Genomic DNA, 24,825 nt, shown 5'->3' with positions numbered 1-24,825 from the left:
GCTCGCGGCGGCACGCGCGGCGAGGGCGTCGAGATCGCGCACGTGGATCGGCTGGCCCGCGCCCTCCGCGACGAGGCGGGCGAGGTCGAGGCCGCGCTCGGCCGCCAGCCGGCGCGCCTTCGGCGAGGCGAGGACGCGACCGTTCGTCGGCGGCGGTGGGGTCGCGGGGGCGCGCTCCGGTTTCGACGCCGGCGCGGGCCGGGTCACCGCCGCCGCTTCCGCGACCGGCTCCGTCGTCGCCGACGGCTTCGGCTCCGGCGGGGAAGCCCCCTCCCCCGGCCCCGTCGGCGCGTCCGGCTTCTGCGCCGCGATAACCGCGATCACCTGCCCGACGGGCACGTCGACGCCGGCAGCGGCGCGGATCTCGGCGACGAAGCCGCCCGCCTGCGCCTCGATCTCCATGGTCGACTTGTCGGTCTCGACCTCGAGCAGCACCTCGCCCGCGGCGATGGCGTCGCCCGGCGCCTTCGCCCAGGAGACGATCAGCCCGGTGTCCTGCGCCATCCCCAGCGCCGGCATGATCACCTCATGCGGCATCACGGATCTCCCCGCGCAGCATCCGGCGCACGGTCGCGACGACGTCGTCGGGGGTGGGCACGGTGAGGTCCTCGAGCGCCGGCGAGAACGGGATCGGCACGTCCATGGCGGCGAGCCGGGCGACCGGCGCGTCGAGGTGGTAGAAGGCCTTCTCCGAGATGCGCGCGGCGATCTCCGCCGAGACGCCGTAGCTGCGGTGGCCCTCGTCGACGACGACGGCGCGGCTCGTCTTGCGCACCGAGGCGAGGATCGTGTCCTCGTCCAGCGGCACGATGGTGCGCGGGTCGACGACCTCGGCCGAGACGCCCTCACCCGCCAGCATCTCCGCGGCGGCGAGCGAGACCTGCACCATCGAGGAGGTGGCCACCAGCGTCACGTCGCGCCCGGTGCGCAGGACGGCGGCCTCGCCGAAGGGGATCAGGTATTCCTCCTCCGGCACCGGCGCCTTGTCCTGGTACATCAGCTTGTCCTCGAAGATCACCACCGGGTCGTTGTCCCGGATGGCGGTCTTCATCAGCCCCTTCGCCTCGTAGGCGGAGGACGGCATCGCCACCTTCAGCCCCGGAATGTGGGCGACGAGCGCGTGCAGCGACTGCGAATGCTGCGCGGCCGAGCGGCGGGTGGCGCCCAGGTTCGTGCGCAGCACCATCGGCACGTTGAGCTTGCCGCCGGACATGTAGCGGGCCTTGGCCGCCTGGTTGCAGAGCTGGTCCATCACCAGGAACAGGAAATCGCCGAACATCAGATCGACGATCGGCCGCGAGCCGGTCAGCGCCGCGCCCACGGCGATCCCGACGAAGCCGGGCTCGGAGATCGGCGTGTCGATGATGCGCTCGGGGCCGAACTCCTCGACGAGCCCGGAGAGCACCTTGAACGGCGTGCCGGCCTCGGCGACGTCCTCGCCGAGCAGGAAGATCGTCGGGTCGCGGCGCATCTCCTCGGCGATCGCCTCGTTGACGGCCTTGGCCAGGGTGATCTCACGCATGATGAAGCTCCTCGCGGCGTCCGTCGGCCGTGCCGGGGCGCTCGTAGACGTGCACGTCGACCTCGTCGGCCGGCGGGTAGGCGGCGGCCTCGGCATACGCGACGGCATCCTCCGCCTCCCGGCGCACGCGCTCGCCGATGGCGACGAGGTCGTCGGCGCCGGCGATGCCTTCGCCCTCCAGCCACTTGCCGAAATTGAGGATCGGGTCGCGGGTCTCCTTCCAGAGCGCTTCCTCGTCCTTGGGCCGGTAGTAGGCGCGGTTGATGTCGCCGACGTGGTGTCCGTGCCAGCGATAGGTGTCGAGCAGCACGAAGAACGGCCCCTCGCCCTTGCGCGCCCGCGCCACGAGATCGCGGGTCAGGCGGTTGACGGCGAGCACGTCCTGGCCGTCGACCTGGTGCGTCTCGATGCCGAAGGCGGCGGCGCGGGCGCAGAGGTCGCCGGCCGCCATCTCGTCGGTGCGGGTGTACTCGCCGTAATGGTTGTTCTCGCAGGCGTAGATCACGGGCAGCTTCCACAGCGCCGCCATGTTCATCACCTCGTAGAGCAGCCCCTGGCCCAGCGCCCCGTCGCCGAAGAAGCACACCGTCACCGCGCCGGTGCCGAGGCGCTTGGCCGAGAGCGCCGCGCCGGTGGCGATGCCGGCGGAGCCGCCGACGATGGCGTTGGCGCCGAGATTGCCGTTGGCCTGATCGGCGATGTGCATCGAGCCGCCCTTGCCGCGGCAATAGCCCTCCGCCTTGCCGAGCAATTCGCAGAACATCTCCTTGAAGTCCGCGCCCTTGGCCACGCAATGGCCGTGGCCTCGATGGGTCGAGGTGATGTGGTCGCTCTGCTCCAGCGCCTCGCAGATTCCCACCGCGACGGCCTCCTGGCCGGTATACATGTGGGTGAGACCCGGCATCTTCGCCGAGAGGTAGAGCTGGTTGGCGTTGTCCTCGAAGGCGCGGATCCGCGCCATCTGCTCGTAGAGGCGCAGGTACTCGGCCGTGTTGTCGGTGGCGTTCATGTCGTCCTCGGATTTCCGGCGAGCGGGCCTCAGTAGCGGTTGGCGATCGGCAGCTCCTCGGCGGGGAAGAGGCTGATCACCTGGCAGCCCTTGTCGGTGACGACGACCTCCTCCTCGATGCGCGCGGCGGAGTAGCCGTCGGTCGCCGGGCAGTAGGTCTCCAGCGCGAAGACCATGCCGGTCTGGATCTCCATCGGGTTCTCCAGCGAGACGACCCGGCTGATGATCGGGCGTTCGTGGAGCGCGAGCCCGAGCCCGTGGCCGAACTGCAGGCCGAAGGCGGAGAGCTCGTCGGGGAAGCCGAACTCGTGCGCCTCGGGGAAGGCGCGGGCGACGACGTCCGTGCCCACGCCCGGCTTGATCAGGGCGATGGCCGCGTCGAGCCAGTCCCGGCACTTGACGTAGGCGTCCCGCTGCGCGGGCGTGGAGCGGCCGACGTTGAAGGTGCGATAGTAGCAGGTGCGGTAGCCCTGGTAGCTCTGCAGGATGTCGAAGAAGGCCTGGTCGCCGGGGCGGAAGTATCGGTCGGTGAAATTGTGCGGATGCGGGTTGCAGCGCTCGCCGGAGATGGCGTTGATGGCCTCGACGTCGTCCGAGCCCATCTCGTAGAGCATCTTGTTGGCCATGGCGACGATATCGTTCTCGCGCACGCCCGGCTTCATCTCCTCCCAGATCATGTGATACACGCCGTCGACCATGGCGGCCGCCTGGTTGAGCAGGTGGATCTCGTCGACGTTCTTGATCTCGCGTGCGTCGAGCATGACCTGCTGGCCGTCGACGATGTTCAATCCCGCCTTCTGCAGCTCGAACATCATCGCCGTCTCGGCGTAGTCGAGCCCCACGGGCATGTCGCCGACGCCGGCCTTGCGGATCAGGCTCGCGATCTCCTCGGCGTAGCGCTTCATCAGCCCGAAGGAGGGCGGGATCGTGCCGCGCATGCCCACCACGCCGGCGAGGCAATGCTCCGGGTCGAGCCAGTCGCAGCTCTCGCGATGGTGCACGGCGGCCGAGCCGAAGTCCCAGACGTACGGCTCCTCGTCGCCGGCGAGCAGCGCGAAGCGGCACATCTTGTCGCGCTCCCACTCGCCGATCTTGGTGCCCGACACGTAGCGGATGTTGTTGACGTCGAACAGGATCAGCGCGCCGCATTCCGAGTTCTTCAAGGCCTGGCGGGCGCGGGAGAGCCGGTAGCGGCGCAGGCGGTCGTGGTCGACGCGCCGCTCGAAGTCGACGGCGGTGTGGCCGAGCGCGGGGATGTGGCGATCCCAGCGCCAGTTCGGGTCGAGGTCGCCCGGCTGGAGGATGCGCGGGCTCAGGGCGGACGTGTCTCGCATGAGGATCTCCTTCGCGCCCCGCGTCGAGGCGCGTCGTCCGCCCCGGGCGGACCTGTTCGAGGATGTCGGATGGCGCCGCGCGCGTGTGTCACCGCGCGGCGTGGGCTCGGGTCACTGCATGACCATGCCGCCGTCGATGAGGATGAGCTGGCCCGTCATGTAGTCGGAGTCCCGGCTCGCCAGGAACGCGGCGGTGCCCACCACGTCCTCGGGGTACGAGTAGCGCTTCATCAGGATCATGTTGCGCGCCAGGCTGTCCATGGACTCGCCGGGCTTGTCGAACTTGCCGATCTCGACGAGGTCCTTGTCGAGCTGCTCCCACAATTCGGTGCGCACCACGCCCGGCCCGTAGCCGTTCACCGTGATGTTGTGGTCGACGAGCGCGCGGGCGCCACCGGTGATCATGGCGAGCACCGCGTGCTTCGAGCAGCAATAGGGCACGACGTCGTCGAACGTGGTGCGCGAGGCGATGGAGCCGACGTTGATGATCTTGTAGGGCCCCTGCTCGGGCCCCTGGGCGATCATCTGGCGCGCCGCCTCCTGCATGCCGAGCAGCACGCCCTTGGCGTTCACGTTCATGATCAGGTCCCAGTTCTCCTCGTCGATGTCCATGAAGAACCGCGGCTTGTTGAGGCCGGCGTTGAGGAGGGCGACGTTGAGCGAGCCGAAGGCCTCCACGGTGGCGGCCACCGCGGCGGCGTTGTCGGCGCGCTTCGTGACGTCGAGCTTCATCGCGATGGCGCGGCCGTAGCCCTCGGCATTGATCCGCTCGGCCACCGCCTTCGCACCGGCCTCGTTGACGTCGCCCAGGCAGACGTTGGCGCCCTGGGCCGCGTAGTGCTCGGCGATCGCCGCACCCATGCCCTGGGCGGCGCCGGTGATCAGCACGTTCTTGCCCTTCAGTCGTTCGCGATCCATGGGTCTTCTCCTTCAGAGTTCTTCGCCCGTATCGTTCGGCTCAGTATCGCCCGGCCACGCGCATCAGCGCGTCGGCGCGGGCCTGGGCGTCTTCCAGCGCCGCCGCCGGCGACTTGCGGCGGCAGAGCATGTCGTGGATCTCCTCGCCGAGGATCGCGGTGATCTCGGCGAACTCGGGCGCGGGAGGGCGCGGCCACAGCTGCAGCGCGCCGGCGCGGGCCAGGTCGTCGACGGCGCCGACGATGGGCGAGAGCGCCCGCACGTCCGGATCGGCGCTCACGCTGAAGCGCGGGCACACCCGCGAGCCGTTGGTGATGTAGAGCTTGCAGGCTTCCGCCGAGGTGAGGAGGCGCACGGCGTTCTCGGTGGCGAGCCGCCGCTCCTCGGAGAGGTTCGCGGGGATGCCGAGCACGTAGCCGCCCACGGGCGCGATCGAGCGCCGGCCCGGCGCGCCGGGATGGGGCACGTATTCGGTCGTGCCGTGCGCGGGCGAGGACGGGTCGAGCTCGAAATAGGGTGCGAGCAGCGAGTAGCCGTAGGCCATCGCCACCTCGCCCGAGGCGTAGGCCTTGACACGCTCGAACCAGGACATCGAGAGCACGCCCGGCGCGGAGACGTCGAGGAGCTCCATCAGGAAGTCCGCCGCGCGCCGCCCGCCCTCGCTGTCGATCATCGGGCGCAGGCGCTCGCCGGTGAGGTCGAACGGGTCGAAGCCGTCGCCGCGCCGGCGCAGGTTCACCACCGGCTGGCCGAAATCGGCCATGGCGAAGATGAAGGTGTGGCCGAGCGGCGTGCCGCGCGCGCCGTTCCAGGCGATGCCGCGCAGGTTCCGCGCCGGCCGATGCAGCGCTCGTGCGGCGGCGAGCAGGTCGACCGTGGTGCGCGGCGCTTCGAGACCGGCCTCGTCGAACAGGTCACGCCGGTAGAACAGGAGCTCCGGCGTCGTCTGGATCGGCATGCCGTAGGGCTCGCCGCGGTGCATGCAGCCCTGCCAGCCGGCGGGGTGGAAGTCGGCGAGGTCGAAATCCTCCCGCGCGACGCAGTCCGCGAGCGGCGCGAGCACGCCCTTCTCGGCGAACTCGCCGATCCAGGGCAGGTCGACGGCGATGATGTCGTAGGCCGAGGACGCGCGCTCGGCATTGGCCAGAGCCTCGAGCCGCAGCCGGTCGATGGAGAGCGCGCGGTTGCGGATCGAGACGCCGAGCAGATGCTCGAACTGCCGCTTGAGGCTGTCCATCGCCATGAAGGTCGGGTCGGCGTGGACGAGGATGCGCAACGGCCCCGTGATGCCGAGCGGCTCGGTGCGCGCCGCCGGCAGCGGGACCACCCGCGCCTTCAGGTAGGATCCGCCGAAATAATAGTCCGCGACGTCGCCCTTGGCGGCGAGGCCCAGCGCGCGGCCGATCGACAGCTTGATCCGGTGGGCGTAGTCCCCGAACGCCTCGATCAGGGCCGGGCTCGGGTGCAGCGAGAAGGTCTTGCCCGAGGCCGAGCGCGGGCGCTGATCGACGAGGCCGCGCTCGGTCATGTCGCCGATGCGCCGCATGGCGGTGGCGTAGGGCGCGCCAGACGCGGCGGCGAGGGAGGAGATCGTGGTGAGCTTGCCCTCGATGTGGTTGCGCATGAGGAAGAGGCTCATGCTCAGGTACGGATCGGGCGTGAACAGCGGCAAGACGCTCGCGCCCTCGGCCTCGATCTCCTCGAGGAAGTCCATGAAGGCGAGCATCTCGTCGGGCGTGAAGGCCTGGCGCTCGCCGGGGGGAAGCGCACCGGCCGCGCGCCCCTTGCGCGGCAGCGCGGCGCCGAAGCCCTCCTCCGGGCGCGTGGTGCGGCGCATGGTGCTCATGCGCGCCCCCCGGCAGAACCTTCGGCGGCCCAGATCATTCCGCGGCGGATGATCTCCGTGACCTGCGGCGTCTCGAGATCGTCCACCGTGTGGCCGATGGAGCAGTAGAACACCCGGCCCTTGTCCCACCGCCGCGTCCAGACGACGGGGACGGTCGCGCCCTCGATCCACCAGAGGTGCTCGCCGGAGAAGGTCGTCGTGGCCAGCACCTCGTTCGAGGGATCGACCAGCATGTAGTACTGCTCGGAGTGGAGCCGGAAGCTGTCGATCCCCTCCACGATCGGGTGGTCGGGCCGGGTGATGGTCACGTCGTAGTCGACGAAGTCGTCCGACGGGACCGGGTTGTCCGGCCAGCCCGGCGGGTGGGCGACGAACTGGCCGCCGATCAGGAAATGGTAGGTCGGCCGGTCGCGGAAGGCGTCGCCCATGTGGCCGTGCCAGCCGGCGATGCCGGTCCCGCTCGCGATCGCGGCGAGGAGGCCGTCCTCCTGCGCCTTGGTCATGTTGCCGAACTCGGGTCGATGGGCCGAGCGCGCCGAGGACCAGATCGGCACGACGAGATCGACGTCGCGCATGGCGTCGGCATGCTCCAGCGGCTCGAGGCTGTCGTGGCTCTCGACCGTGAAGCCGTTCGAGGAGAGGAGGTCGTCGGCCCATTTGCGGAAGGCCTCGGGCTCGTGGCCCTCCCAGCCGCCGACGAAGAGCATGGCTTTCATGAGGACCTCCCCAACCGGCGCATGAACGGAACCACGGCGGCCATGTCCTCGCCGCCCAGCCCGGCGGCGGAGGCCTGCTCGAGGACGGCGCGGGTGACGCGCGCCTGCGGCATCGCCACGCCGCCCGCCTCGCCGAGCGCGAGCGCGAGACCCATGTCCTTGAGCGCGAGATCGAGGGCGAAGGCCACGGGATGGGCCTGCGGCTCGAGGTAGAGCGGCTTGCGGTAGCCGAGCATCGGCGCCGCCGCGGCGGAATTCTCGATCACGGCGAAGGCGTCGCGGGTCGCGATCCCGGCGCTCTCGGCGAGCGCCAGCGCCTCGGCGAGCGTCTGGTTGAGGCCGTGGATCAGGCTGTTGACGACGATCTTCATCGTCGCTCCGGTGCCCAGCGGGCCGGTCTCCAGCACGACGCGCCCCATGGCGTCCAGCGCCGGGCGCGCCCTCTCGACGTCCTTCGGATCGCCGCCGGCCATGATCGCGAGCGACCCCGCCCGCGCGGCGTCGACGCTGCCGGACACCGGCGCGTCGATCAGCGCACCGCCCCGCGCCGCGAGCGCCGCGCCGAGGCGACGCACGTGGTCGGGGGAGATCGTGGACATCTCGACGAAGAGCCGGCCCGACGCCGCTTCGGCGAGCCCGCCGGGGCCGAGATGCAGCGCCTGGGAGGCCGCGTCGTCGGCGACCATGGCGATGACGACGTCGCTCGTCTCCGCGAGGGCCGAGGGGCTCGTCGCGACCCGCGCCCCGCTCTCGCGGGCGAAGGCCTGCGCCTTCTCCGCCGTGCGGTTCCAGACCGCGAGCTGGAAGCCGGCCCGCGCCAGCCGCGCCGCCATCGGCGCGCCCATGCGGCCGAGCCCCGCGAAGCCTATGCGGATCGGCGCGCTCATAACCCGGAAATCGCCTGCACGAGGGCGTCCTCCGTCACGGTGTCGGCGTCGAACTCGGCGGCGAGGCGGCCGTGGTAGAGAGCCAGGATCCGGTCGGAGACGCCGAGCACCTCGGGCATCTCGGACGAGATCATCAGCACCGCCATGCCGCCCGCCGCGAGCTCGCGGATCAGCTTGTGGATCTCGGACTTCGAGCCGACGTCGATGCCGCGCGTCGGCTCGTCGATGATCAGCACCTTCGGCGCGGTGCCCAGCCACTTGCCGAGCACGACCTTCTGCTGGTTGCCGCCCGAGAGGTTCACGACCGGCGTGCGCCAGCTCGGCGACTTCAGCGCGAGGCGCTCCGCATAGCGATCGTAGATCGCCTGCTCGGCCGAACGGTCGAGCCAGCCCGCGCGGGAGACGGTCTCGAGCTGGGAGAGGGACATGTTGTCCCGGCAGCTCATCGAGAGCACGAGGCCCTGCTCCTTGCGGCTCTCGGGCGCGAGCGCGATGCCGTGGGCGATGGCGTCGGGCGGGGAGTTGATCGAGACCACCTCGCCGTCGCGGCGGATCTCGCCGGCGTCGGGCGCGCGCAGGCCGAAGATCGTCTCGGCGATCTCGGTGCGCCCGGCGCCGATGAGGCCGTACATGCCCACGACCTCGCCCGCGCGCACGCCGAACGACACGTCGCGGAAGAGATCCCCGCAGGAGAGGCCCTTGACCTCGAGCGCCATCTTCCCCGCGGGGCGGGCCTGCGCCCGGCTGCGGGGCTCGAGCGCGCGGCCGATCATCAGGCGGGTGACCTCGTCCTCGGTCGTCTCGGCGGTGACGAGCGTGCCGCGCACGGCGCCGTCGCGAAGCACGGTGATGCGGGCGGACAGCGTGAAGATCTCGTCCATCCGATGCGAGATGTAGACGATGCCGACGTTCTCCGCCTGGAGCGAGCGGATCACGTCGAACAGCACCACCTTCTCGGCGTCGGTGAGCGAGGCGGTGGGCTCGTCGAACACGACGATCTTGGGCGTGAACACCAGCGCACGGCCGATCTCGACCATCTGCCGGTTGGCGATCGACAACGTCTCGACCTTGTCGGAGGCGGCGAAGCGGCAGCCCAGGCGGTCGAGGATGCGCCCGGCATCCGCGTAGAGCTTGCGGAAGTCGACGAAGCCCAGCGCCCGGCGCGGCAGCGAGCCGAGGAAGATGTTCTCGGCGACCGTCATCTCCGGCGCGAGCGAGAGCTCCTGGTGGATCAGCACGATGCCCAGGTGCTTCGCCTCGTGCGGGCCGGACACCCGGATCGGCTCGCCTTCGAGGTGGATCCGGCCGCGATCGGCCTGGTGGTTGCCGGCGAGCACCTTCATCAGGGTGGACTTGCCGGCCCCGTTCTCGCCGAGCAGCGCGTGGACCTCGCCGGCGCGGACGTCGAGCGAGACGTCGTCGAGCGCCTTCACGCCGGGGAACGTCTTCGTCACGCCGTCGATGTGCAGCAGGGGCGCGCGGGTCGCGCGCTCGGCGAGCTCGGCCTGCGTGTGGTGCGCGAGCGTTCTCACAGCCTCACCTCCCCGGCTTCGCGGCGGTTGATCCGCGCGTCGACGAGCAGCACCGCGATCAGGATGACGCCCATCACGACGAGGACGTAGAAGGCGGGCACCTGCATCAGGTTCATGCCGTTGCGCAGCACGCCGATGGTGAGCACGCCGCCGAGCGTACCGAGGATCGACCCCACCCCGCCCGTGAGCTTGGTGCCGCCGAGCACGACGGCGGTGATCACCCACAGCTCGTAGTTCGTGCCGAGATTGGGCGTCGAGGCGCCCATCTGGGTGGAGAGCGTGATTCCCGCGAGCGCGGCGAAGAAGCCGACGACGACGAAGTTCGCCACCATGTGCCGGCCCACGCGGATGCCGGCGTTCTCCGCCGCCTCGCGGTTGCCGCCCACAGCATAGGCGTTGCGCCCGTGGCTCGTGCGGGTCATCACCACGTGCATGACGAGCGTCAGCGCGAGGAAGATCCAGGCCAGCGTCGGCACGCCCGCGACGGACGACATGCCGAAATCGGCATAGGCGAAGTCCATCGAGAAGAAGGACTGCTCGCCGGTGTAGACGAAGACCAGGCCGCGCACGCCCATCATCGCGCCGAGCGTGACGATGAAGGCGTCGACGCCGGTCTTCCACACGATCACGCCGTTGAGGAAGCCGAGCGCCATGCCGGCGCCGAGCCCCACCAGCACCGCGGGCACGATGCCGAGATCGGCCTGGAGCCCCACCGCGAGGCTCGCGGCGAGCGCGACGACGGCGCCGACCGAGAGGTCGATGTTGCCGTTGATCATCACGACCGTCATCCCGAGCGCGATCAGGCCGATCGTCGAGGTTTGGATCAGGATGTTGGTGAAGTTGCCGACGGCGAAGAAGCTGTCCGCGAACACCGAGAAGAAGGCCACGCAGGCGATCAGGATCAGCCAGATCGGGGGCACGCGGGAGAGGAGGCGAAGCGGGCTCGCGGTCATGGTCGGCCTCCCTCAGCTCGTCGTGGTGAACAGGCGCCCGCGCTTCGACGCGACGTCGAGCCAGACCGCGAGGATGATGACGACCCAGGTGACGAGCCACTGCGTGTAGTAGGGGTAGCCGAGCAGAAGCAGGCCGTTCTGGATGAAGCCGAGGATCAGCACGCCGATCACCGTCTTCGGCACCGAGCCCGAGCCGCCGAGCAGCGAGGTGCCGCCGAGGATCACGCCGGCGAGCACGACGAGCTCGTAACCCTGGCCGACGTTGTTCTGGCTGCCCATGACGCGGCTGCCGAGGATCAGCGCCGCGCAGCCGGTGCAGAAGGCCGAGATCAGGTAGGTCGAGAACACGACCCGCGCCCGGCGCACGCCGGAGAAGGCGGCGGCGGTGGGGTTTCCGCCCACCGCGAAGACCTTGCGGCCGAAGCTCGTGCGGGTGAGCACGACGTGGAAGACGACGGCGAGCACGAGGAAGATCCAGGTCGGCACGGCGATGCCGAGGAGGAAGTCGCGCCCGAAGAAGGCGAACCAGGTGCCCTCCTGGTCGACGATGTCGACGTTCTGCCCGCCGGAATAGATCAGCGTCAGCCCCTGGATGGCGGACAGCATGCCGAGCGTCACGATCAGCGAGTTGAGCCGCGCGAAGCCCACCAGGAGCCCGTTGACGCAGCCCACGGCCAGCGCGGCGGCGAACATGATCAGGATCGCCGGGCCGGGGCCGATCTCGTCGTGCAGGTCGACGACGAGCACCGTGGTGAAGGAGAGGAGCGAGCCGACGGAGAGGTCGAGGTTTCCGCCGATCACGACGATGGTCACGCCCACCGCGATGGTGCCGATGATCGCCACCTGGCGCAGGACGGTGGAGACGTTGTCCACGCTCGCGAAGCGATCGCTGGCCAGCGAGAAGGCGACCAGGAACAGCGCGAAGGCGATCAGGAGGCCTTTCGTCTGCAGGAGATGGATGACGGTCTCTCGTGTGGGCCGCGTGTCGCGCCCCACGGGCACGGCGAGCGTGCCGTCGCCCTTCACCTCGGTCTTCGCCATGATCCGTTTCCTCCGACGCCCACGCAGCCCACCGGGGCTCGCGATGCGCCTCGCGGTGCGCGGACTCTGCGTTCCGTCGCGCCGCTCGTGACGACTCGAGTCTATCCGAAATGGATGTCCTGCGAGCGCCGGCCGCGCCGGCGCCCGCAGGTCCGTCGCGATCCGCTCAGAAGACCGGCCGGTCGAAGTCGCCCATGTTGTCCTGCGTGATCTTCGGCGTATCGAAGTAGTTCAGGAACGGAACTTCCTCGCCCATGACGACGGCCTTGGCCGTGGCCAGCGCGTTGCGGGCGTCCTCGACCGGGGACTGGTAGACGGAGCCCCAGTACTCGCCTCGCTCCATCGCGTCGTAGCCGACCGCGAAGTTGGTCGCGCCGATGAAGACGAGGTCGTCGCGGCCCGCCGCCTTGGCGGCGTTGAGCGCGCCGACGCCCATGTTGTCGTCGCCGGAATAGACGCCGTCGATGTCGTCGTACTTGGTGAGGAAGTTCTCCATCACCCGCTGGGCCTTCTCGCGGTTCCAGTCGCCCGGCTGCGTCTCGACGATCTCGACGTCGGGGCAGGATTCGGCGAGGGCGTCCTCGAAGCCCTTCTGCCGCTCGATCGCGGTCGTGTAGCCGGGCTGGCCGGCGATCTGCACCACACGGCCGGCATTGTCGAGCGCGTCGCACATCATCTCGGCGGCGTACTGGCCCTGCGTGATGTTGTCCGGGCCGGAGAACGAGGCGATGAAGTCGAAGCCGGCTTCCGCGATCTGGCTGTTCGTCACGACGACCGGGATGCCGGCCTGATGCGCCTGGCGCACGACGGGCACGACGGCCTGGCCGTTCGTCGGCCAGATGATGATGGCGTCGACGCCCTGCTGGATCAGGTCCTGAACCTGCCCGATCTGGCGGGCGACGTCGCCGCCGGCGTCGAGCACCACGGCCTCGACCTGCGGGTCGGCCTCCGCGGCCTCGATGAAGGCCTGCTCGTAGGTGGTCTGGTAGCTGTCGACGCCGACGTTGTTCTGGGTGATGCCGATGCGGATCGGCTCCTGCGCGGCGGCGGCGCCGACGAGCGCGACGGAGCCGAGCAGCGACGTGACGAGGGCACGTTTCATGGTTCTTTCCTCCCTGGGCGTTGCCTGCTGCGGTCTTCGTCGAGCGATCCGCATCGGCCACTGCGGCTACCGTACAGGAACGAAATCCGGATCGTGCCGCTGTTCTATCCACAATGGATAAAGGCGGGCCCGCCACGGGAGGGCGATCTCGCCCGGATATCCAGATTGATGCGGCCCTGCCGACGCCCTCGCGTGCGGCGTCGCGCCCCGCCCCCCGGGGTCGGCGGGGATGAACGGGGCGCTTGGGAGGTTGCGTCCATTTCACGCCCGGGCGGTCATCCCCACCGATGGCGGGACGGGGGCGTCGCGATGGTGGCGCGCTTGGGCGACCGCACGCCGACGGCCAGGGCATCGCGCTCCAGGGCGTCTACGCCATACTCGGGCGCAGCCTGCACGACGGCTGGCGCGCGAATGCCGAACGACGGCGTCGCGTCACAGCTCGTTCACCGCCCGGGCCTGCTTGAGCCCCTTGCGCACGAAGCCGAACATCGGAAGAACCGCGACGACGAACGCGACCGACAGGATCGTGAGCGCGATCGGTCGATCGAGGACGTACTCCCACGACCCGCGGCCGAGCATCAGCGTCTGGCGCAGGTTGGTCTCGATGGGACCTCCGAGCACGAAGGCGAGGATCAGCGGAGCGGAATCGAAACGCAGCTTGCGCAGGACGTAGCCGACGACGCCGAAGAAGAGCAGCGCGCCCACGTCGAAGACGCTGTTGTTGATGGAGTAGGCGCCGATGATCATGAACAGGATCAGGGGTGCATAGAGATAGCGGTACGGAACGCGCAGGAGCTGCACCCACAGGCCGACGAGCGGCAGGTTCAGGGCGAGCAGCATCACGTTGCCGACGTACATGGAGGCCACCACGCCCCAGAAGATCTCGGGGTTGGTCTGGATCATCAGCGGCCCAGGCGTGACGCCGTAGAGGATGAGCGCGCCGAGCAGGATCGCCGTCACCGGGTTGCCCGGAAGGCCGAAGGTCAGGAGCGGGATGAAGGAGCCCGTCGCGCCGGCATTGTTCGCCGCCTCGGGCCCGGCCACCCCCTCGATGGCCCCCTTCCCGAAGCGGCTCGGATCCTTGGCGATGCGCTTCTCGAGCGCGTAGGAGACGAAGGAGGCGAGCGTCGCGCCGCCGCCGGGAAGCAGCCCGACGAGGAAGCCGAGCACCGACCCCCGCGCGATCGGGCCGGCCGAGGCCTTCCAGTCGTCGCGGCTCGGCAGGATGTGGTTCACGGGCACGGCCTGGACGCTGCGATGCGCCAGGCGCTCGAGGTTGAAGAACACCTCGCCCAGGCCGAAGATTCCCATCGAGATCGTCACGATGGAGATCCCGTCGATCAGCTGCGGCACGCCGAAGGCGTAGCGCACCTCGCCGGTGATCACGTCCTGGCCGACCATGCTCAAGAGCAGCCCGGTCACGATCATGATCAGCGACCGGACGACGGAGCCCCGCGCGAGGACCAGCAGCACGATGAAGCCGAGCAGCATCAGCGCGAAGTATTCCGGCGGCCCGAACCGCACCGCGAAGGCGATCAGCGGCATCGACACGAGCGCGATGCCGAAGGCGCCCGCCGTGCCCGCGATGAACGAGCCCAGCGCCGCCATGCCGATCGCCGGGCCGGCGCGGCCCTGCTGAGCCATGCGGTAGCCGTCGATGCAGGTCACGACGCTCTGCGCCTCGCCGGGTATGTTGACGAGGATCGCGGTCGTGGAGCCGCCGTAGCTCGCGCCGTAGTAGATGCCCGCGATCATCACGATGGCGGTGACCGGATCGAGCCCGATCGTGAGCGGAAGCAGGATGGCGATCGTGGCGGTGGGCCCGAGCCCCGGCAGGACGCCGATGAGCGTGCCGACGAGCGCGCCGACGAAGCAGAAGAGCAGGGTCTCGGGCGAGAGGATGGCGACGAAGCCGCCGAGAAGGCCTTCCATGCGTCACCCCCAGATCGCGCCGACCGGCAGGCGGACGTCGAGCGCGAGAACGAACAGAGCCCAGGCGAGAGCCGTCACGCCGATGCCGGAGAGGACCGGGGCGAGCGAGAGCGGCTTCTTGGCGCCGAGCATGAACAGGAGCGCCATCAGGATACTGGTGGCGAGAATGAAGCCGAGCCACGAGAGGACCGCGGCGTAGGCCGCGATCAGCGCGGCCGCGACGGCGACGCGGCCCTGGCCGAACGTGTCGACGGGACCGTCCGTATCCTCCTCGGAGGCCGCGCCCCCGGCGAGCGTCCGCCAGATCAGGGCGAGCGCGAGCACGAGCAGCGCGCACGACAGCAGGATCGGCATCGCACCGGCTCCGGGCAGCCGCGTAGAGCCCATCGGCAGGTCGTACGCGAGCGCGATCCCGGTCGCGCCGAGGGCGGCGAAGGCGCAGCCGGCGATCAGGTCGCGGGCGCGGGACATGGGGCTATCTCCTCGATCTCGTGTCCGCGAGCGGTGGTCCCGCTCGCGGGTCGTGGACGGAGCCGGGGCTCCGTCCGTCCGGCATGCCGATCGCGCGCCACGTCGGGGGGGCGATGCGCGCGTTCGGCCGTGCGCCCACTCAGCGTACGCTCACTTGGCCATGCCGAGCGCGGCGAGCAGGTCGGCGTAGAACGCGTCCTCGCGGGTGAGCTCCTCGGCGAAGGCGTCCGCACCGAGGAAGGCGACCTCCGTGAGCGAGTTGCGGGCATGCTGCTGGAAGGCCTCGGACGCCGCGGCCTCCTCGAAGGCGCTCTCCAGCGTCGCGATCGCCTCCGCCGGCGTGCCTGCCGGAGCCCACACGCCGATGTTCGGCGGCATCGAGAGGTCGACCCCGCCCTCCTGGAGCGTCGTCACGTCCGGGACGACCGAGGCGCGCGCGTCGCCGAACTGCGCGATGGCGACGAGGTTGCCGCCCGCGACCTGCGGCATCAGCGCGGACGCGAAGCCGAGCACCAGATCGATCGTGCCGCCGACCGTCGCCGCCACCGCCGGCGTCACGCCCTGGAACGGGATGTGGTTGAGCTCGACGTCCGCGGCCCGGGCGAAGGCCTCGCCGGCGAGATGGGTCGCGCCGCCGGTACCCGCGCTCCCGAAGGTGACGATGCCCGGATTGGCCTTCGCGTAGGCGACGAGCTCCTCGAGCGTGCCGAACGGCGCGTCGGTGCGCGCGGCCATCATGTTGGGTCCGGCCGTGATACGCGCGACGGGCACGAGATCCGCGAAGCCGTAGGGCAGATCCTGCTGATGCGGCGCCACCGTCTGCACGGAGCTGACGCCGAACAGGAGCGTATGGCCGTCGGCCTCCGACGACTTGGCGACGAAGTTGGCGCCCACCGTGCCGCCGGCCCCCGGCCGCGTCTCGACGAGCACCGTCTGGCCGAGGATGCGCTCGAGCTCGGGCGCGAGCGTGCGCGCGAGCGTGTCCGTCGCTCCGGGCGAGTACGGCACCACCAGGGTGATCGTGTCGTTGGGGAAGGCGGCGGCGCCCGTCGCCGCCGTCGCCGCCAGGGCGAGGCCGGCCGCGCCGGCGATGAGGGTGCGTCTCGTGAACATGTCGGTCCTCCCGATCCTGGCAGCTCTGGTGCACGGGCGCATCGCCCGCCGCCTCCCCCGGCAGCTGCCTCAGCCGGCGGTTTGCGTCTTTCTTCCCTCGACGGCGGCGGCCGCGGCCGCGCGCCCGGCGAGGAATCCGAGCCCCAGCGCGGCCAGGAGGCCGTTGCCGGAAACATAGCCCCCGGGGCCGTCGCGCCCGCTGACGCCGGCGGCGGCGCCGCCCGCGGCGTACAGGCCTGCGATCGGCACGCCAGACGCGGCGAGGACCCGCGCCTGCGCGTCGACGGCGAGGCCGCCCTGGGTGTGGAACAGCGCCGGCGCGATCCGCGTCGCGACGAACGGGGGCTCGAGCGCACCGATCCCGAAGGTGGTTCGCCCGAACGGGTCGCGCGCCTCGCCGAGCGCCGCCGCGCGGGCCGCGGCGAGGGTTGCGGCGAGCGCGTCCGCATCGAGGGCGAGACGGGCGGCGAGCGTCGCGAGATCCGGCGCCTCGATCGCCCCGCCCGCGGCGACGAGCTCGGCGAACTCCTCCTGCCCTGCGGCCGTGAGATCCCTGACGCGGGTGTCGTAGACGACGACCGCACGCCCGCCGGCGGCCAGGAGCGGCGCGACGAAGGCGGAGTAGCCCAGCGTCTCGTCGGCGAAGCGGCGCCCGCTCTCGTCCACGACGAGCCCGCCCTTCTCGACCACGGTCCAGGTGACGAGCGCGCCGTGCGGCTGCGCCAGCGCCGAATGCCCCTGGTACGCTCCGAGGTTCGCCATGCGGGCGCCGAGCGCCTCGCCCCAGAGGACGGCCTCGCCCTCGCTCGTGCCGGCGCCCGCATGAGCGAGACCGGCGGCCTCCGGGCACAGGCGCGCCTTGAGGGCGGCGTTGGCCCCGAAGCCGTTCGTCGCGAGGACGACGGCGTGCGCGGCGATGTCGGTCGTCGCCCCGGCGCGGGTCCGCGCGCGGGCTCCGCGGACGGATCCGTCCCGATCGGTGAGCAGCGCGACGCAGGGATTGCCGAGCGCCACCGGCACGGCGCGCTCCGCGGCCGCGCGCTCGAGGTCGCGCAGGAGATCGGCCCCGCGCCGGGACGGCGGGGCGTGGAGGCGGTTCACCGAATGCCCGACGTGCCGGTACGTCTCGACCAGCCCGAGGCGCACCCCGGCCACGTCGACCAGCCATTCGACGAGTGGCGCCGAAACCTCCGCCAGACGATCGACGAGGTGATCCGCCTCGTGCGCACCGCCGACGCGCCGCAGATCGTCCGCGAAGCGACGGGGATCGTCGCTCACGCCGGCGGCGCGCTGGAAGCGCGTGCCCGCCGCCGGAATCGATCCGCTGGAGAGGCCCGTGTTGCCGGCCAGGCGCTCGCCCTTCTCCAGGACGGCGACCTCGGCGCCCGCCTCGGCGGCCGCGAGCGCCGCCACGAGGCCGGCACCGCCGGCGCCGACCACGAGCACGTCGACCGTGAGGTCGGGCGCGCGCCCGGCCTCGCTGCTCGCCTCGACCCAGGGCGCGGGGAGGACGCGCGGAGCCATCGACGCACCCATGTCAATCTCCGCGGCGCGCGCCGTACTTCGCCTCGAGGGCGGAGGTGACGAGGAGCTTCTCCTCGAGCGCCCGGATCCCGTCGAAGCCCATCAGGCTCCAGATCTCGTCGATGGAGACGAGGAGGTCGGGGCGGTTCGCGGGCACGCCGGTGTCGGCGACCTCGCGCATGATCCGCAGGGCCTCCTTCATGCCCTTGATCGCGGCGGCGGGCAGCATCCGCGGCAGGCTGATGCGCCGGACCCCGAGCGCCTTCAGGCGCGGGATCGGCACGAGAGGCGACGTCGGACGCTCGCGGATCCCGAAACCCATGTTCACGGTCACCGGCACGCCCGCCGCCTCGACGATGCGCGCGATGTCGTCCTCCGAGCGCACCGCGTCGGGGAAGATCATGTCCGCGCCGGCCTCGGCGTACAGCCGCACGCGCGCCATGGCGCCCTCGATGCCCTCCATCGCGAGGCTGTCGGTGCGCGCGACGATGACGAAGGCGTCGTCGCGGCGCGCGAGGCAGGCGGCCTCGATCTTCTTGGCCATCTCCTCGGCGGGGACGACCTCCTTGCCGGGCATGTGGCCGCAGCGCTTCGGCGAGACCTGGTCCTCGATGTTGATGCCCGCGACGCCCGCCTCCTCGAAGAGCTGCGTCGTGAAGTAGACGTTGACGGGATTGCCGTAGCCGGTGTCGGCGTCGCAGGTCAGGGGGATGTCGACGGCGCGGGCGATGTTGCGGCAGTGGGCCACGTTCTCGCTGAGCCCCAGGACGCCGACGTCCTCCATGCCCAGCAGGGCGTTGGCGATCGCCGCGCCGCTCGTGGCGGCGGTCTTGAACCCCGCGTCCTGCGCGAGCAGGGCGCTGTAGCCGTCGTACACGCCCGGAGAGACGATGAACTCGCCGCTCTCGAGCAGGTCCCGATAGATCCGCGCCTTGCTCTTGGTCGCTGTCGAACCCGTCATCGTCTTTCGCCGCCCTCTTCAAGCGTTGGATCTGTCGTCTGCCGGCGAGGATCGCCGGTCGGGGGCATGGTCCGGCATCGCGCCGGACCGCCCCCTCACCCGGTGGCCGGACGGCTGCGGGCCACGCGGGCCGCCTCCGTCATCCGTTCCAGGAAGGCCTCGAAGATGCCGCCGGTCTCGAGCATGTGCGCCTCGGCAGCGCCCGCGATCGCGGCGCGTGCAGTGAAGCGGATCGCCGTCCCGTCGGGCCGCGAAGCCGTCACGGCGACGGGCGCGCCGCGCGCGATCCCGGCCCGCAGGCCTTCGATCGCGTAGACCTCGCACCCGTCGAGCCCCAGCGAGCGCCAGCTCTCTCCCTCCGGAAAGGTCAGCGGAACGACGCCGAGCGAGACGAGGTTGGCCCGGTGGATGCGCTCGTAGCTCTCCGCGATCACGGCCCGTACGCCGAGCAGGAACGGCCCCTTGGCGGCCCAGTCCCGGCTCGAGCCCATGCCGTAGGCCTGCCCGCCGAGCACGACGAGCGGCGCCTTCTCCGCGCGATAGCGCCGGGCCGCCTCGTAGACGGAGACACGCTCCCGCTCCGGGAGCTTCAGCGTCTGCCCGGGCGCGAGGTCGGCGTCGATCATGTTGTGGATGCGCGGGTGGGCGAAGGTGCCACGCACCATCACCTCGTGGTTCCCGCGCCGCATGGTGAAGGCGTTGAACGCCCGCGGCGCGACGCCGTGCGCAACGAGCAGCGTCCCGGCTTCGCTCTCGACCGGGATCTCCCCCGCCGGGGAGATGTGGTCGGTGGTGAGCATGTCGCCGTAGGCGCCGAGCACCCGCGCGCCGACGATCGTGTCCGGCATCCCGCCGCGCGCCGCCGCCTCGGCCATCGTGAAGAAGGGCGGCTCGAGCAGGTAGGTGGAGCCCGGATCCCAGGAGAAGAGCGGGCCGGTGGGCGCCTCGAGCGCCTGCCAGTGCTCCGTCCCGGCGAAGATGCGGGCGTAGTTCTCGCGGTACAGATCGGGGACCTGCGAGCGGCCGACGAGGGCGTCGATCTCCTCCCGGCTGGGCCAGATGTCGCGCAGGTAGACGGGCGCGCCGTCGGTCCCCACACCGAGGGGCTCGGCCGTGATGTCGAGGTCGACGCGACCCGCGAGCGCGTAGGCGACGACGAGCGGCGGCGAGGCGAGATAGGCCGCGCGGACCTGCCGGTGGATCCGGCCCTCGAAGTTGCGATTCGACGACGCCACCGCCGCGAGCACGAGGCCGTGCTCCTCGAACGCCTTCGCGACGGGCTCCTGCAGGGGGCCGGACTTGCCGCTGCAGGTCGTGCAGCCGTAGCCGACGACGTGGAAGCCGAGGCGCTGGAGGGGCTCGAGCAGCCCCGTCTCCTCGAGGTAGCGCGTCACCACCCGCGAGCCCGGCGCCAGCGACGTCTTGACGGACGCCGGAGGACGCAGGCCCTTCTCGCAGGCCTTGCGCGCGAGGAGCCCGGCGGCGAGCATGACGCTCGGGTTCGAGGTGTTGGTGCAGGCGGTGATGGCGGCGATGGCGAGCGCGCCGTGGCGCAGCGTCTCGCGCCGGCCGTCGACGACGATCTCGACGCTGCGCGCCAGCGCGTCGGGCGCGACGCCGAAGCCCCCCTCGTCGCGCGAGCGCGCGAGCGCCGCCGCGAAGCCCGCCTTCACGTCGGCGAGCGCGACGCGGTCCTGCGGGCGGCGTGGCCCGGCGACGCAGGGGACGACGTCGTCGAGGTCGAGCTCCACGAGCTCGTCGTAGGCGGGGACCGGCGCATCCTCGTCCCGGAAGAGGCCCGCGGCCCTCGCATGCGCCTCGACGAGCGCGACGTGGTCGGGCTCGCGCGCGGTCTGGCGCAGGTAGGTGAGCGTGCTCTCGTCGACGGGGAAGAACCCGACGGTCGCCCCGTACTCGGGCGCCATGTTCGCGATCGTGGCGCGGTCGGGCACGGAGAGCGTCGACACCCCCGGCCCGACGAACTCGACGAAGGCGCCGACGACGCCGACCCGCCGCAGCCGCTCCGTCACCGTGAGGACGAGATCCGTGGTGGTCGCCCCCTCGCGCAGCCGCCCCTCGAGCCGCACGCCGACGACCCGCGGCACCGGGACGACGTAGGCGCGCCCCAGCATCGCCGACTCGGCATCGACCCCGCCGACGCCCCACGCGAGCACGCCGAGCGCGTTGACCATCGGCGTGTGCGAATCCCCGCCCACGACGAACTCGGGAAACGCCACGGTGCGACCGTCGCGCTCCTCGGTCGCGACGATCCGGGCGAGACGCTCGAGATGGACCTGGTGGACGATGCCCATGCCCGGCGGCACGATGCGCAGGCCGGCGAACGCCTGCTCCGCCCACTTGAGGAAGCGGTAGCGCTCGGCGTTGCGCTCGTATTCCCGCGCGACGTTCAGCGAGGCCGCATCCGGCCGGTTGAAGAAATCGACGGTCAGGGAGTGATCGACGACGAGGTCGACCGGCGCCTGCGGCTCGACCACGCTGGGGTCGAGACCACGCCGCGCCAGCGCGCTGCGCAGGGCGGCGAGATCCATCAAGGCGGGGAGCCCGCTCGAATCGGGCAGGAGCACGCGCGAGACGCGCAGCGGTACCGTGAACGGAGCGGCACCCGGGCGCCAGCCGACGAGGCGCCTCACGTCTGCGTCGTCGGCGAAGCCGGGGCCGGCGTTTCGCGCGGCGTTCTCGGCGAGGATCCGGATCGTGTACGGCAGCGCCTCGCGTGTCGCGCGCGAGGTTCCGGCGAGCGCGCAGACGTCGAGGAAGGCGCCCCGCGGGCCGGCTTCCGGCAGCGTCCGATAGGCGTCGGCGCGTGCGGCGACGAGGTCTGCCATGACGTCCTCCACGAGCGGGGTCGGCCTCCGGAGCCGACGGTGTCGACACTAAGCAGGCGCAACAAAACTGTCAACACTCTGGTACCAGACCCCCGCTCCGAAAGCCGCCCGCTCTCGCATCGGCAATCCGAACATGTGCTGATGCGTTGACAGTTTACGGGAGATCACATACGAGACGTGCCGAGATCATGGGAGGCGGACAACGCATGCCGGGCGAGCAGCGCACGTTGGCGGAGCAGGCTTTCGAGAGCATCTACGAGCTGATCCTCTCGGGAGAGCTGCCGCTCGGCAGCGAGGTCAACGAGGTGACGCTGTCCCAGCGCTTCGACATCAGCCGCGGCACCGTGCGCGAGGCCGTGCGGCGGCTGCAGGGCCTGCGGCTGATCACGCGCGAGCCCTACATGCGCGCCTGCGTCGTCTCGCTGTCGCAGCAGGACGTCGTCGAGATCTTCCAGCTCCGCGAGGTCGTGGAGGGGATGGCCTGCCGCCTCGCCACCAACGCCATGAGCGACGAGGCGCTCGACCGGCTGATGGCCGACCTGGAGCGGGCGAGACGCAACGGCGCGCGCAGCGCCGACATTCCGGGCGAGCCGTTCGACCTGCACATCCGCGTCGCCGTCGCCTGCGGCAACGAGCGCGCGCGCCAGCTCCTGACCGAGGAGCTCTACCACCTGCTTCGGCTCTACCGCCGTCGCTCGGGCGACCTCCCCGGGCGGCGGGAGCAGGCCTTCGACGAGCATTGGCAGATCGTCCGCGCCATGCACAACCGCGATGCGGACCTCGCCGAATCGCTGATGCGGTCCCACATCGCGCGCGCGACCGAGTCGCTGCTCGCGACGCTCGCCGCCGAGCGTGCCGCGGAGGGCGAGAGCACCCCGCCCAAGCCGCCGCGGCGGCGACGGCGACGGCTCGTCCCCGCGAGCCCCGCGGATGCCGGGCTCGCGGGAGACCAGCCTCACGCCAGCGCGGCCTTCGCGAAGGCGAGCGAACGGGCGAAGGCACGCTGAGACGCCGGCCCGTGGAAGGCGTTGGCCTTGCGCCAATTGTTGAAGCCGTGCCCGGCGCCCTCCCAGACGTTGATCACGGCGTCGTCCCGGCCCTGCATCGCACGGCGCACCGCCTCCACCGCCTCCGGCGGCGTCGACTTGTCCGCCCCGCCGTAGTTCATCATGTAGGGGCAGCGCACGTCGCCGACCTCGTCGAGCATCGTCTCGAGGCCGACGCCGTAATAGCCGATCGAGAAGGCCGGATCCGCGGCGGCGGCGACCCGGAACGACAGCTTCCCGCCGAAGCAGAAGCCGAGGAAGCCGACGGGACCCGCGCACTCGGGCATCCGCCCGGCATGGTCGAGCGTCGCGGCCGCGTCGCGCACCGCCTGATCGAGGTCGAGCGCCCGGTAGAGCGTGCGCGCGTGCTCGAGGTCTTCGCCGTCGTAGCCCAGCTCGACCCCTGGCTCGAGGCGCCAGAACAGGTCGGGCGCCACCACCACGAAGCCTTCCGCCGCCCATTGATCGGCGACCTCGCGGATGTGGAGGTTGATGCCGAAGATCTCGGCGCCGAGGACCAACGCCGGCCCGCGCCCGCTCGGCGGCAGGCTGACGTAGGCGCGCATGGCGCGCCCCTCCGCCTCGAGGATCGTCTCCCAACGGGTCGCGGTCATCGGTCACCTCCTTCTGCGACGGGCGCGGCGGGGGCGCGCACGAAGACCTTCCCGCCGGAGCCCCAATTCCCCTCGGGCACGTCCTGGATCAGGATGCGGGTGTTCCCCCGCTGGCGCTCGCCACCGACGCGAACGACGGCGTCGGTGATCTCGGCGACGAGGCGCTCCTTCGCGGCGCGGTCCCAGGCGCCCTCGGGCGCCGCCACGGTTATGACGGGCATGGTCGTGTCTCTCTCCTGCTTGGATGCGACATGCGGGGCGCCGCCGTCCTGCGAGACGACGGCGGCGCCCTCGGGTCTCAGTTGGTGTCGAAGCGCATGCCGTGCTCGCTCGACAGGTAGTCCCTCAGCCACGCGAGGTCCTCCTCGCCGATGCCCACGGCCGCCTGGACGGCCGCATCGAGATCGGCGCCGAGGAAGATGTCGTAGCCTTCGAGGGAATCCTCCACGTCCGCCTGGAAGGCGGGGTCCTCCACCATGGAATCGATGGCGGCGCGAAGCGCGTCCTTCGCGTCCTGCGGTGCTTCCTCGTGGATCATCAGCACCTTGCCCGCCACGACGGTCGCCGCGGTCGTGGCCATGTAGGCGTTCCAGGCCGGACCCGAGGGCATCTCGCCGCGGACCTCCTGGTAGACCTCGAGCACGGTCGGGACCTCCGGGGCTGCGGGGTCGCGCACGAGGTTGCCCTCGCCGTCGATGAAGCCCTGGGCGAAGAGCGGCGTCACCGAGCCTTCCTCGACGAGCGGGCGAACCGTCGCGTTGTAGACCGGCGTCGTCTGGCCGTCGACGGAGACCTCCCCGCGCTGCATGGCGAGCAGCGTCTCGGCCTTGCCCTCGTATCCCGAGATCGCGCGGAAGTCGACGTCGAGCAGGCGCAGGCCCAGGATGGTGTCGATCGAGGCCATGATGCCGGCGCTGCCGACGATCAGCTCCTCGCCGCCGTCCATCAGGTCGGCGGGTCCGTCGATGCCGAGATCGGCCGAGGCGGCGGTGATGCGCCCGACCGGTCCCGCCATCAGAGGCTCGTAGTCCGCGATGCGCGCGGTCGAGCCCTCGACCCCCAGGAGGATGCGCATGAGGAGCTGGCCCGTGCCCACCATCAGCATCGTCCCGTCGCGCGGCGCGCGATCGACGTAGTGGTTCGAGGCGAGCACGCTGCCGGCGCCGGGCATGTTCTGGACGAGGACCGTCGGCTCGCCGGCGATGTGGGCGCCGAGATGCTGCTGCACCACCCGCGCGAAGCGATCGGTGCCGCCGCCGGGCGAGAAGCCGACGAGGAGCGTCACGGTCTTGCCCTCGTAGAAGGGCTGTGCGGCGAGCCCTGTGGCGGTGAGCGCCAGGATTGCGACAGACGTGGCCAGACGGCCTGCGAACTTGATCATGGATTGCATCCTCCCTGCTGGTCGCATCACGGGGTTCGGCCCCGGATCGGCGCCGGCCGGTTCCTGCCCGGCGCGAG

At 71.1% G+C, this 24,825-nt stretch carries 22 protein-coding genes; 1 reads left to right on the top strand and 21 read right to left on the bottom strand.

Annotation, left to right across the window (positions count from 1 at the left end; genetic code table 11):
* The 18 genes from ACTZWW_RS05560 to acnA all read right to left on the bottom strand — a co-directional run.
* The coding region (locus ACTZWW_RS05560) for a biotin/lipoyl-containing protein (RefSeq protein WP_444779948.1) at nt 1-537 on the bottom strand (537 nt) is incomplete at its 3' end.
* Nucleotides 527-1,522: an alpha-ketoacid dehydrogenase subunit beta gene (locus ACTZWW_RS05555; RefSeq protein ID WP_444779947.1), complete on the bottom strand. Its 996-nt coding sequence runs from the start codon at nt 1,520-1,522 to the stop codon at nt 527-529. The genes ACTZWW_RS05560 and ACTZWW_RS05555, both read right to left, overlap by 11 nt.
* The gene (locus tag ACTZWW_RS05550) at nt 1,515-2,531 is read right to left on the bottom strand and encodes a thiamine pyrophosphate-dependent dehydrogenase E1 component subunit alpha (protein ID WP_444779946.1); all 1,017 of its coding nucleotides are present in this window, start codon (nt 2,529-2,531) and stop codon (nt 1,515-1,517) included. The genes ACTZWW_RS05555 and ACTZWW_RS05550 overlap by 8 nt, the downstream gene beginning before the upstream one ends.
* A 29-nt stretch (nt 2,532-2,560) precedes the next feature.
* Nucleotides 2,561-3,865 carry a M24 family metallopeptidase gene (locus ACTZWW_RS05545; protein WP_444779945.1) on the bottom strand — a complete coding sequence of 435 codons (1,305 nt, stop codon included), beginning with the start codon at nt 3,863-3,865 and terminating at the stop codon, nt 2,561-2,563.
* A 111-nt stretch (nt 3,866-3,976) separates the two neighbouring features.
* The gene (locus tag ACTZWW_RS05540) at nt 3,977-4,783 is read right to left on the bottom strand and encodes an SDR family oxidoreductase (protein WP_444779944.1); all 807 of its coding nucleotides are present in this window, start codon (nt 4,781-4,783) and stop codon (nt 3,977-3,979) included.
* A 40-nt stretch (nt 4,784-4,823) separates the two neighbouring features.
* Entirely contained in the window at nt 4,824-6,629 is a 1,806-nt protein-coding gene (locus tag ACTZWW_RS05535) for an extracellular solute-binding protein (RefSeq protein ID WP_444779943.1), read from the bottom strand.
* Nucleotides 6,626-7,345, bottom strand: a complete 720-nt coding sequence (locus tag ACTZWW_RS05530) for a ThuA domain-containing protein (protein ID WP_444779942.1) — start codon at nt 7,343-7,345, stop codon at nt 6,626-6,628. The genes ACTZWW_RS05535 and ACTZWW_RS05530 overlap by 4 nt, the downstream gene beginning before the upstream one ends.
* Nucleotides 7,342-8,232, bottom strand: a complete 891-nt coding sequence (locus ACTZWW_RS05525) for an NAD(P)-dependent oxidoreductase (RefSeq protein ID WP_444779941.1) — start codon at nt 8,230-8,232, stop codon at nt 7,342-7,344. The genes ACTZWW_RS05530 and ACTZWW_RS05525 overlap by 4 nt, the downstream gene beginning before the upstream one ends.
* Nucleotides 8,229-9,764: a sugar ABC transporter ATP-binding protein gene (locus tag ACTZWW_RS05520; protein WP_444779940.1), complete on the bottom strand. Its 1,536-nt coding sequence runs from the start codon at nt 9,762-9,764 to the stop codon at nt 8,229-8,231. The genes ACTZWW_RS05525 and ACTZWW_RS05520 overlap by 4 nt, the downstream gene beginning before the upstream one ends.
* Nucleotides 9,761-10,717 (bottom strand): ABC transporter permease, encoded by a 957-nt coding sequence (locus tag ACTZWW_RS05515; protein WP_444779939.1) that lies wholly within the window; start codon nt 10,715-10,717, stop codon nt 9,761-9,763. Before ACTZWW_RS05515 ends, ACTZWW_RS05520 begins: the two co-directional genes overlap by 4 nt.
* 12 nt (nt 10,718-10,729) lie before the next feature.
* The gene (locus ACTZWW_RS05510; protein WP_444779938.1) at nt 10,730-11,758 is read right to left on the bottom strand and encodes an ABC transporter permease; all 1,029 of its coding nucleotides are present in this window, start codon (nt 11,756-11,758) and stop codon (nt 10,730-10,732) included.
* A 166-nt stretch (nt 11,759-11,924) separates the two neighbouring features.
* Entirely contained in the window at nt 11,925-12,860 is a 936-nt protein-coding gene (locus ACTZWW_RS05505) for a sugar ABC transporter substrate-binding protein (protein WP_444779937.1), read from the bottom strand.
* Between the two features lie 432 nt (nt 12,861-13,292).
* Complete coding sequence (locus tag ACTZWW_RS05500) at nt 13,293-14,792, bottom strand: tripartite tricarboxylate transporter permease (protein ID WP_444779936.1); 1,500 nt, start codon at nt 14,790-14,792, stop codon at nt 13,293-13,295.
* A 3-nt stretch (nt 14,793-14,795) separates the two neighbouring features.
* Nucleotides 14,796-15,263 (bottom strand): tripartite tricarboxylate transporter TctB family protein, encoded by a 468-nt coding sequence (locus tag ACTZWW_RS05495; protein ID WP_444779935.1) that lies wholly within the window; start codon nt 15,261-15,263, stop codon nt 14,796-14,798.
* A 150-nt stretch (nt 15,264-15,413) separates the two neighbouring features.
* Complete coding sequence (locus ACTZWW_RS05490; protein ID WP_444779934.1) at nt 15,414-16,376, bottom strand: tripartite tricarboxylate transporter substrate binding protein; 963 nt, start codon at nt 16,374-16,376, stop codon at nt 15,414-15,416.
* 69 nt (nt 16,377-16,445) lie between these two features.
* Nucleotides 16,446-17,912, bottom strand: coding sequence for an FAD-dependent oxidoreductase (locus tag ACTZWW_RS05485; protein ID WP_444779933.1), 1,467 nt, complete (start codon nt 17,910-17,912; stop codon nt 16,446-16,448).
* A 1-nt stretch (nt 17,913) separates the two neighbouring features.
* Complete coding sequence (locus ACTZWW_RS05480) at nt 17,914-18,861, bottom strand: isocitrate lyase/PEP mutase family protein (protein WP_444779932.1); 948 nt, start codon at nt 18,859-18,861, stop codon at nt 17,914-17,916.
* A gap of 95 nt (nt 18,862-18,956) precedes the next feature.
* Nucleotides 18,957-21,707 carry an aconitate hydratase AcnA gene (acnA, locus tag ACTZWW_RS05475; RefSeq protein ID WP_444779931.1) on the bottom strand — a complete coding sequence of 917 codons (2,751 nt, stop codon included), beginning with the start codon at nt 21,705-21,707 and terminating at the stop codon, nt 18,957-18,959.
* Between the two features lie 206 nt (nt 21,708-21,913).
* Here acnA and ACTZWW_RS05470 point away from each other — a divergent pair, with 206 nt between their 5' ends.
* Nucleotides 21,914-22,714 (top strand): GntR family transcriptional regulator, encoded by an 801-nt coding sequence (locus ACTZWW_RS05470; protein ID WP_444779930.1) that lies wholly within the window; start codon nt 21,914-21,916, stop codon nt 22,712-22,714.
* Here ACTZWW_RS05470 and ACTZWW_RS05465 read toward each other — a convergent pair.
* The 3 genes from ACTZWW_RS05465 to ACTZWW_RS05455 form a co-directional block, all read right to left on the bottom strand.
* Nucleotides 22,663-23,367: a dienelactone hydrolase family protein gene (locus ACTZWW_RS05465; protein WP_444779929.1), complete on the bottom strand. Its 705-nt coding sequence runs from the start codon at nt 23,365-23,367 to the stop codon at nt 22,663-22,665. The genes ACTZWW_RS05470 and ACTZWW_RS05465 overlap by 52 nt on opposite strands.
* The gene (locus tag ACTZWW_RS05460) at nt 23,364-23,588 is read right to left on the bottom strand and encodes a tautomerase family protein (protein WP_444779928.1); all 225 of its coding nucleotides are present in this window, start codon (nt 23,586-23,588) and stop codon (nt 23,364-23,366) included. The genes ACTZWW_RS05465 and ACTZWW_RS05460 overlap by 4 nt, the downstream gene beginning before the upstream one ends.
* 77 nt (nt 23,589-23,665) lie before the next feature.
* On the bottom strand, nt 23,666-24,748 hold the full coding sequence (locus ACTZWW_RS05455; protein WP_444779927.1) for a Bug family tripartite tricarboxylate transporter substrate binding protein: 1,083 nt from the start codon (nt 24,746-24,748) through the stop codon (nt 23,666-23,668).
* Between the last annotated feature and the right edge of the window lie 77 nt (nt 24,749-24,825).

It is taken from the genome of Salinarimonas sp. NSM (assembly GCF_052380005.1).
GTDB lineage: Bacteria > Pseudomonadota > Alphaproteobacteria > Rhizobiales > Beijerinckiaceae > Salinarimonas.
The sequence above is the reverse complement of the archived record's forward strand: the minus strand, read 5'-3'. Positions and strand labels throughout refer to the sequence as shown.

Bases quoted from the DNA above. Each gene is read 5' to 3' on its own strand.
- ACTZWW_RS05555 (WP_444779947.1), bottom strand. From the start codon at position 1,522: ATGCGTGAGATCACCCTGGCCAAGGCCGTCAACGAGGCGATCGCCGAG.
- ACTZWW_RS05550 (WP_444779946.1), bottom strand. From the start codon at position 2,531: ATGAACGCCACCGACAACACGGCCGAGTACCTGCGCCTCTACGAGCAG.
- ACTZWW_RS05545 (WP_444779945.1), bottom strand. From the start codon at position 3,865: ATGCGAGACACGTCCGCCCTGAGCCCGCGCATCCTCCAGCCGGGCGAC.
- ACTZWW_RS05540 (WP_444779944.1), bottom strand. From the start codon at position 4,783: ATGGATCGCGAACGACTGAAGGGCAAGAACGTGCTGATCACCGGCGCC.
- ACTZWW_RS05535 (WP_444779943.1), bottom strand. From the start codon at position 6,629: ATGAGCACCATGCGCCGCACCACGCGCCCGGAGGAGGGCTTCGGCGCC.
- ACTZWW_RS05530 (WP_444779942.1), bottom strand. From the start codon at position 7,345: ATGAAAGCCATGCTCTTCGTCGGCGGCTGGGAGGGCCACGAGCCCGAG.
- ACTZWW_RS05525 (WP_444779941.1), bottom strand. From the start codon at position 8,232: ATGAGCGCGCCGATCCGCATAGGCTTCGCGGGGCTCGGCCGCATGGGC.
- ACTZWW_RS05515 (WP_444779939.1), bottom strand. From the start codon at position 10,717: ATGACCGCGAGCCCGCTTCGCCTCCTCTCCCGCGTGCCCCCGATCTGG.
- ACTZWW_RS05510 (WP_444779938.1), bottom strand. From the start codon at position 11,758: ATGGCGAAGACCGAGGTGAAGGGCGACGGCACGCTCGCCGTGCCCGTG.
- ACTZWW_RS05505 (WP_444779937.1), bottom strand. From the start codon at position 12,860: ATGAAACGTGCCCTCGTCACGTCGCTGCTCGGCTCCGTCGCGCTCGTC.
- ACTZWW_RS05500 (WP_444779936.1), bottom strand. From the start codon at position 14,792: ATGGAAGGCCTTCTCGGCGGCTTCGTCGCCATCCTCTCGCCCGAGACC.
- ACTZWW_RS05495 (WP_444779935.1), bottom strand. From the start codon at position 15,263: ATGTCCCGCGCCCGCGACCTGATCGCCGGCTGCGCCTTCGCCGCCCTC.
- ACTZWW_RS05490 (WP_444779934.1), bottom strand. From the start codon at position 16,376: ATGTTCACGAGACGCACCCTCATCGCCGGCGCGGCCGGCCTCGCCCTG.
- ACTZWW_RS05485 (WP_444779933.1), bottom strand. From the start codon at position 17,912: ATGGGTGCGTCGATGGCTCCGCGCGTCCTCCCCGCGCCCTGGGTCGAG.
- ACTZWW_RS05480 (WP_444779932.1), bottom strand. From the start codon at position 18,861: ATGACGGGTTCGACAGCGACCAAGAGCAAGGCGCGGATCTATCGGGAC.
- acnA (WP_444779931.1), bottom strand. From the start codon at position 21,707: ATGGCAGACCTCGTCGCCGCACGCGCCGACGCCTATCGGACGCTGCCG.
- ACTZWW_RS05470 (WP_444779930.1), top strand. From the start codon at position 21,914: ATGCCGGGCGAGCAGCGCACGTTGGCGGAGCAGGCTTTCGAGAGCATC.
- ACTZWW_RS05465 (WP_444779929.1), bottom strand. From the start codon at position 23,367: ATGACCGCGACCCGTTGGGAGACGATCCTCGAGGCGGAGGGGCGCGCC.
- ACTZWW_RS05460 (WP_444779928.1), bottom strand. From the start codon at position 23,588: ATGCCCGTCATAACCGTGGCGGCGCCCGAGGGCGCCTGGGACCGCGCC.
- ACTZWW_RS05455 (WP_444779927.1), bottom strand. From the start codon at position 24,748: ATGATCAAGTTCGCAGGCCGTCTGGCCACGTCTGTCGCAATCCTGGCG.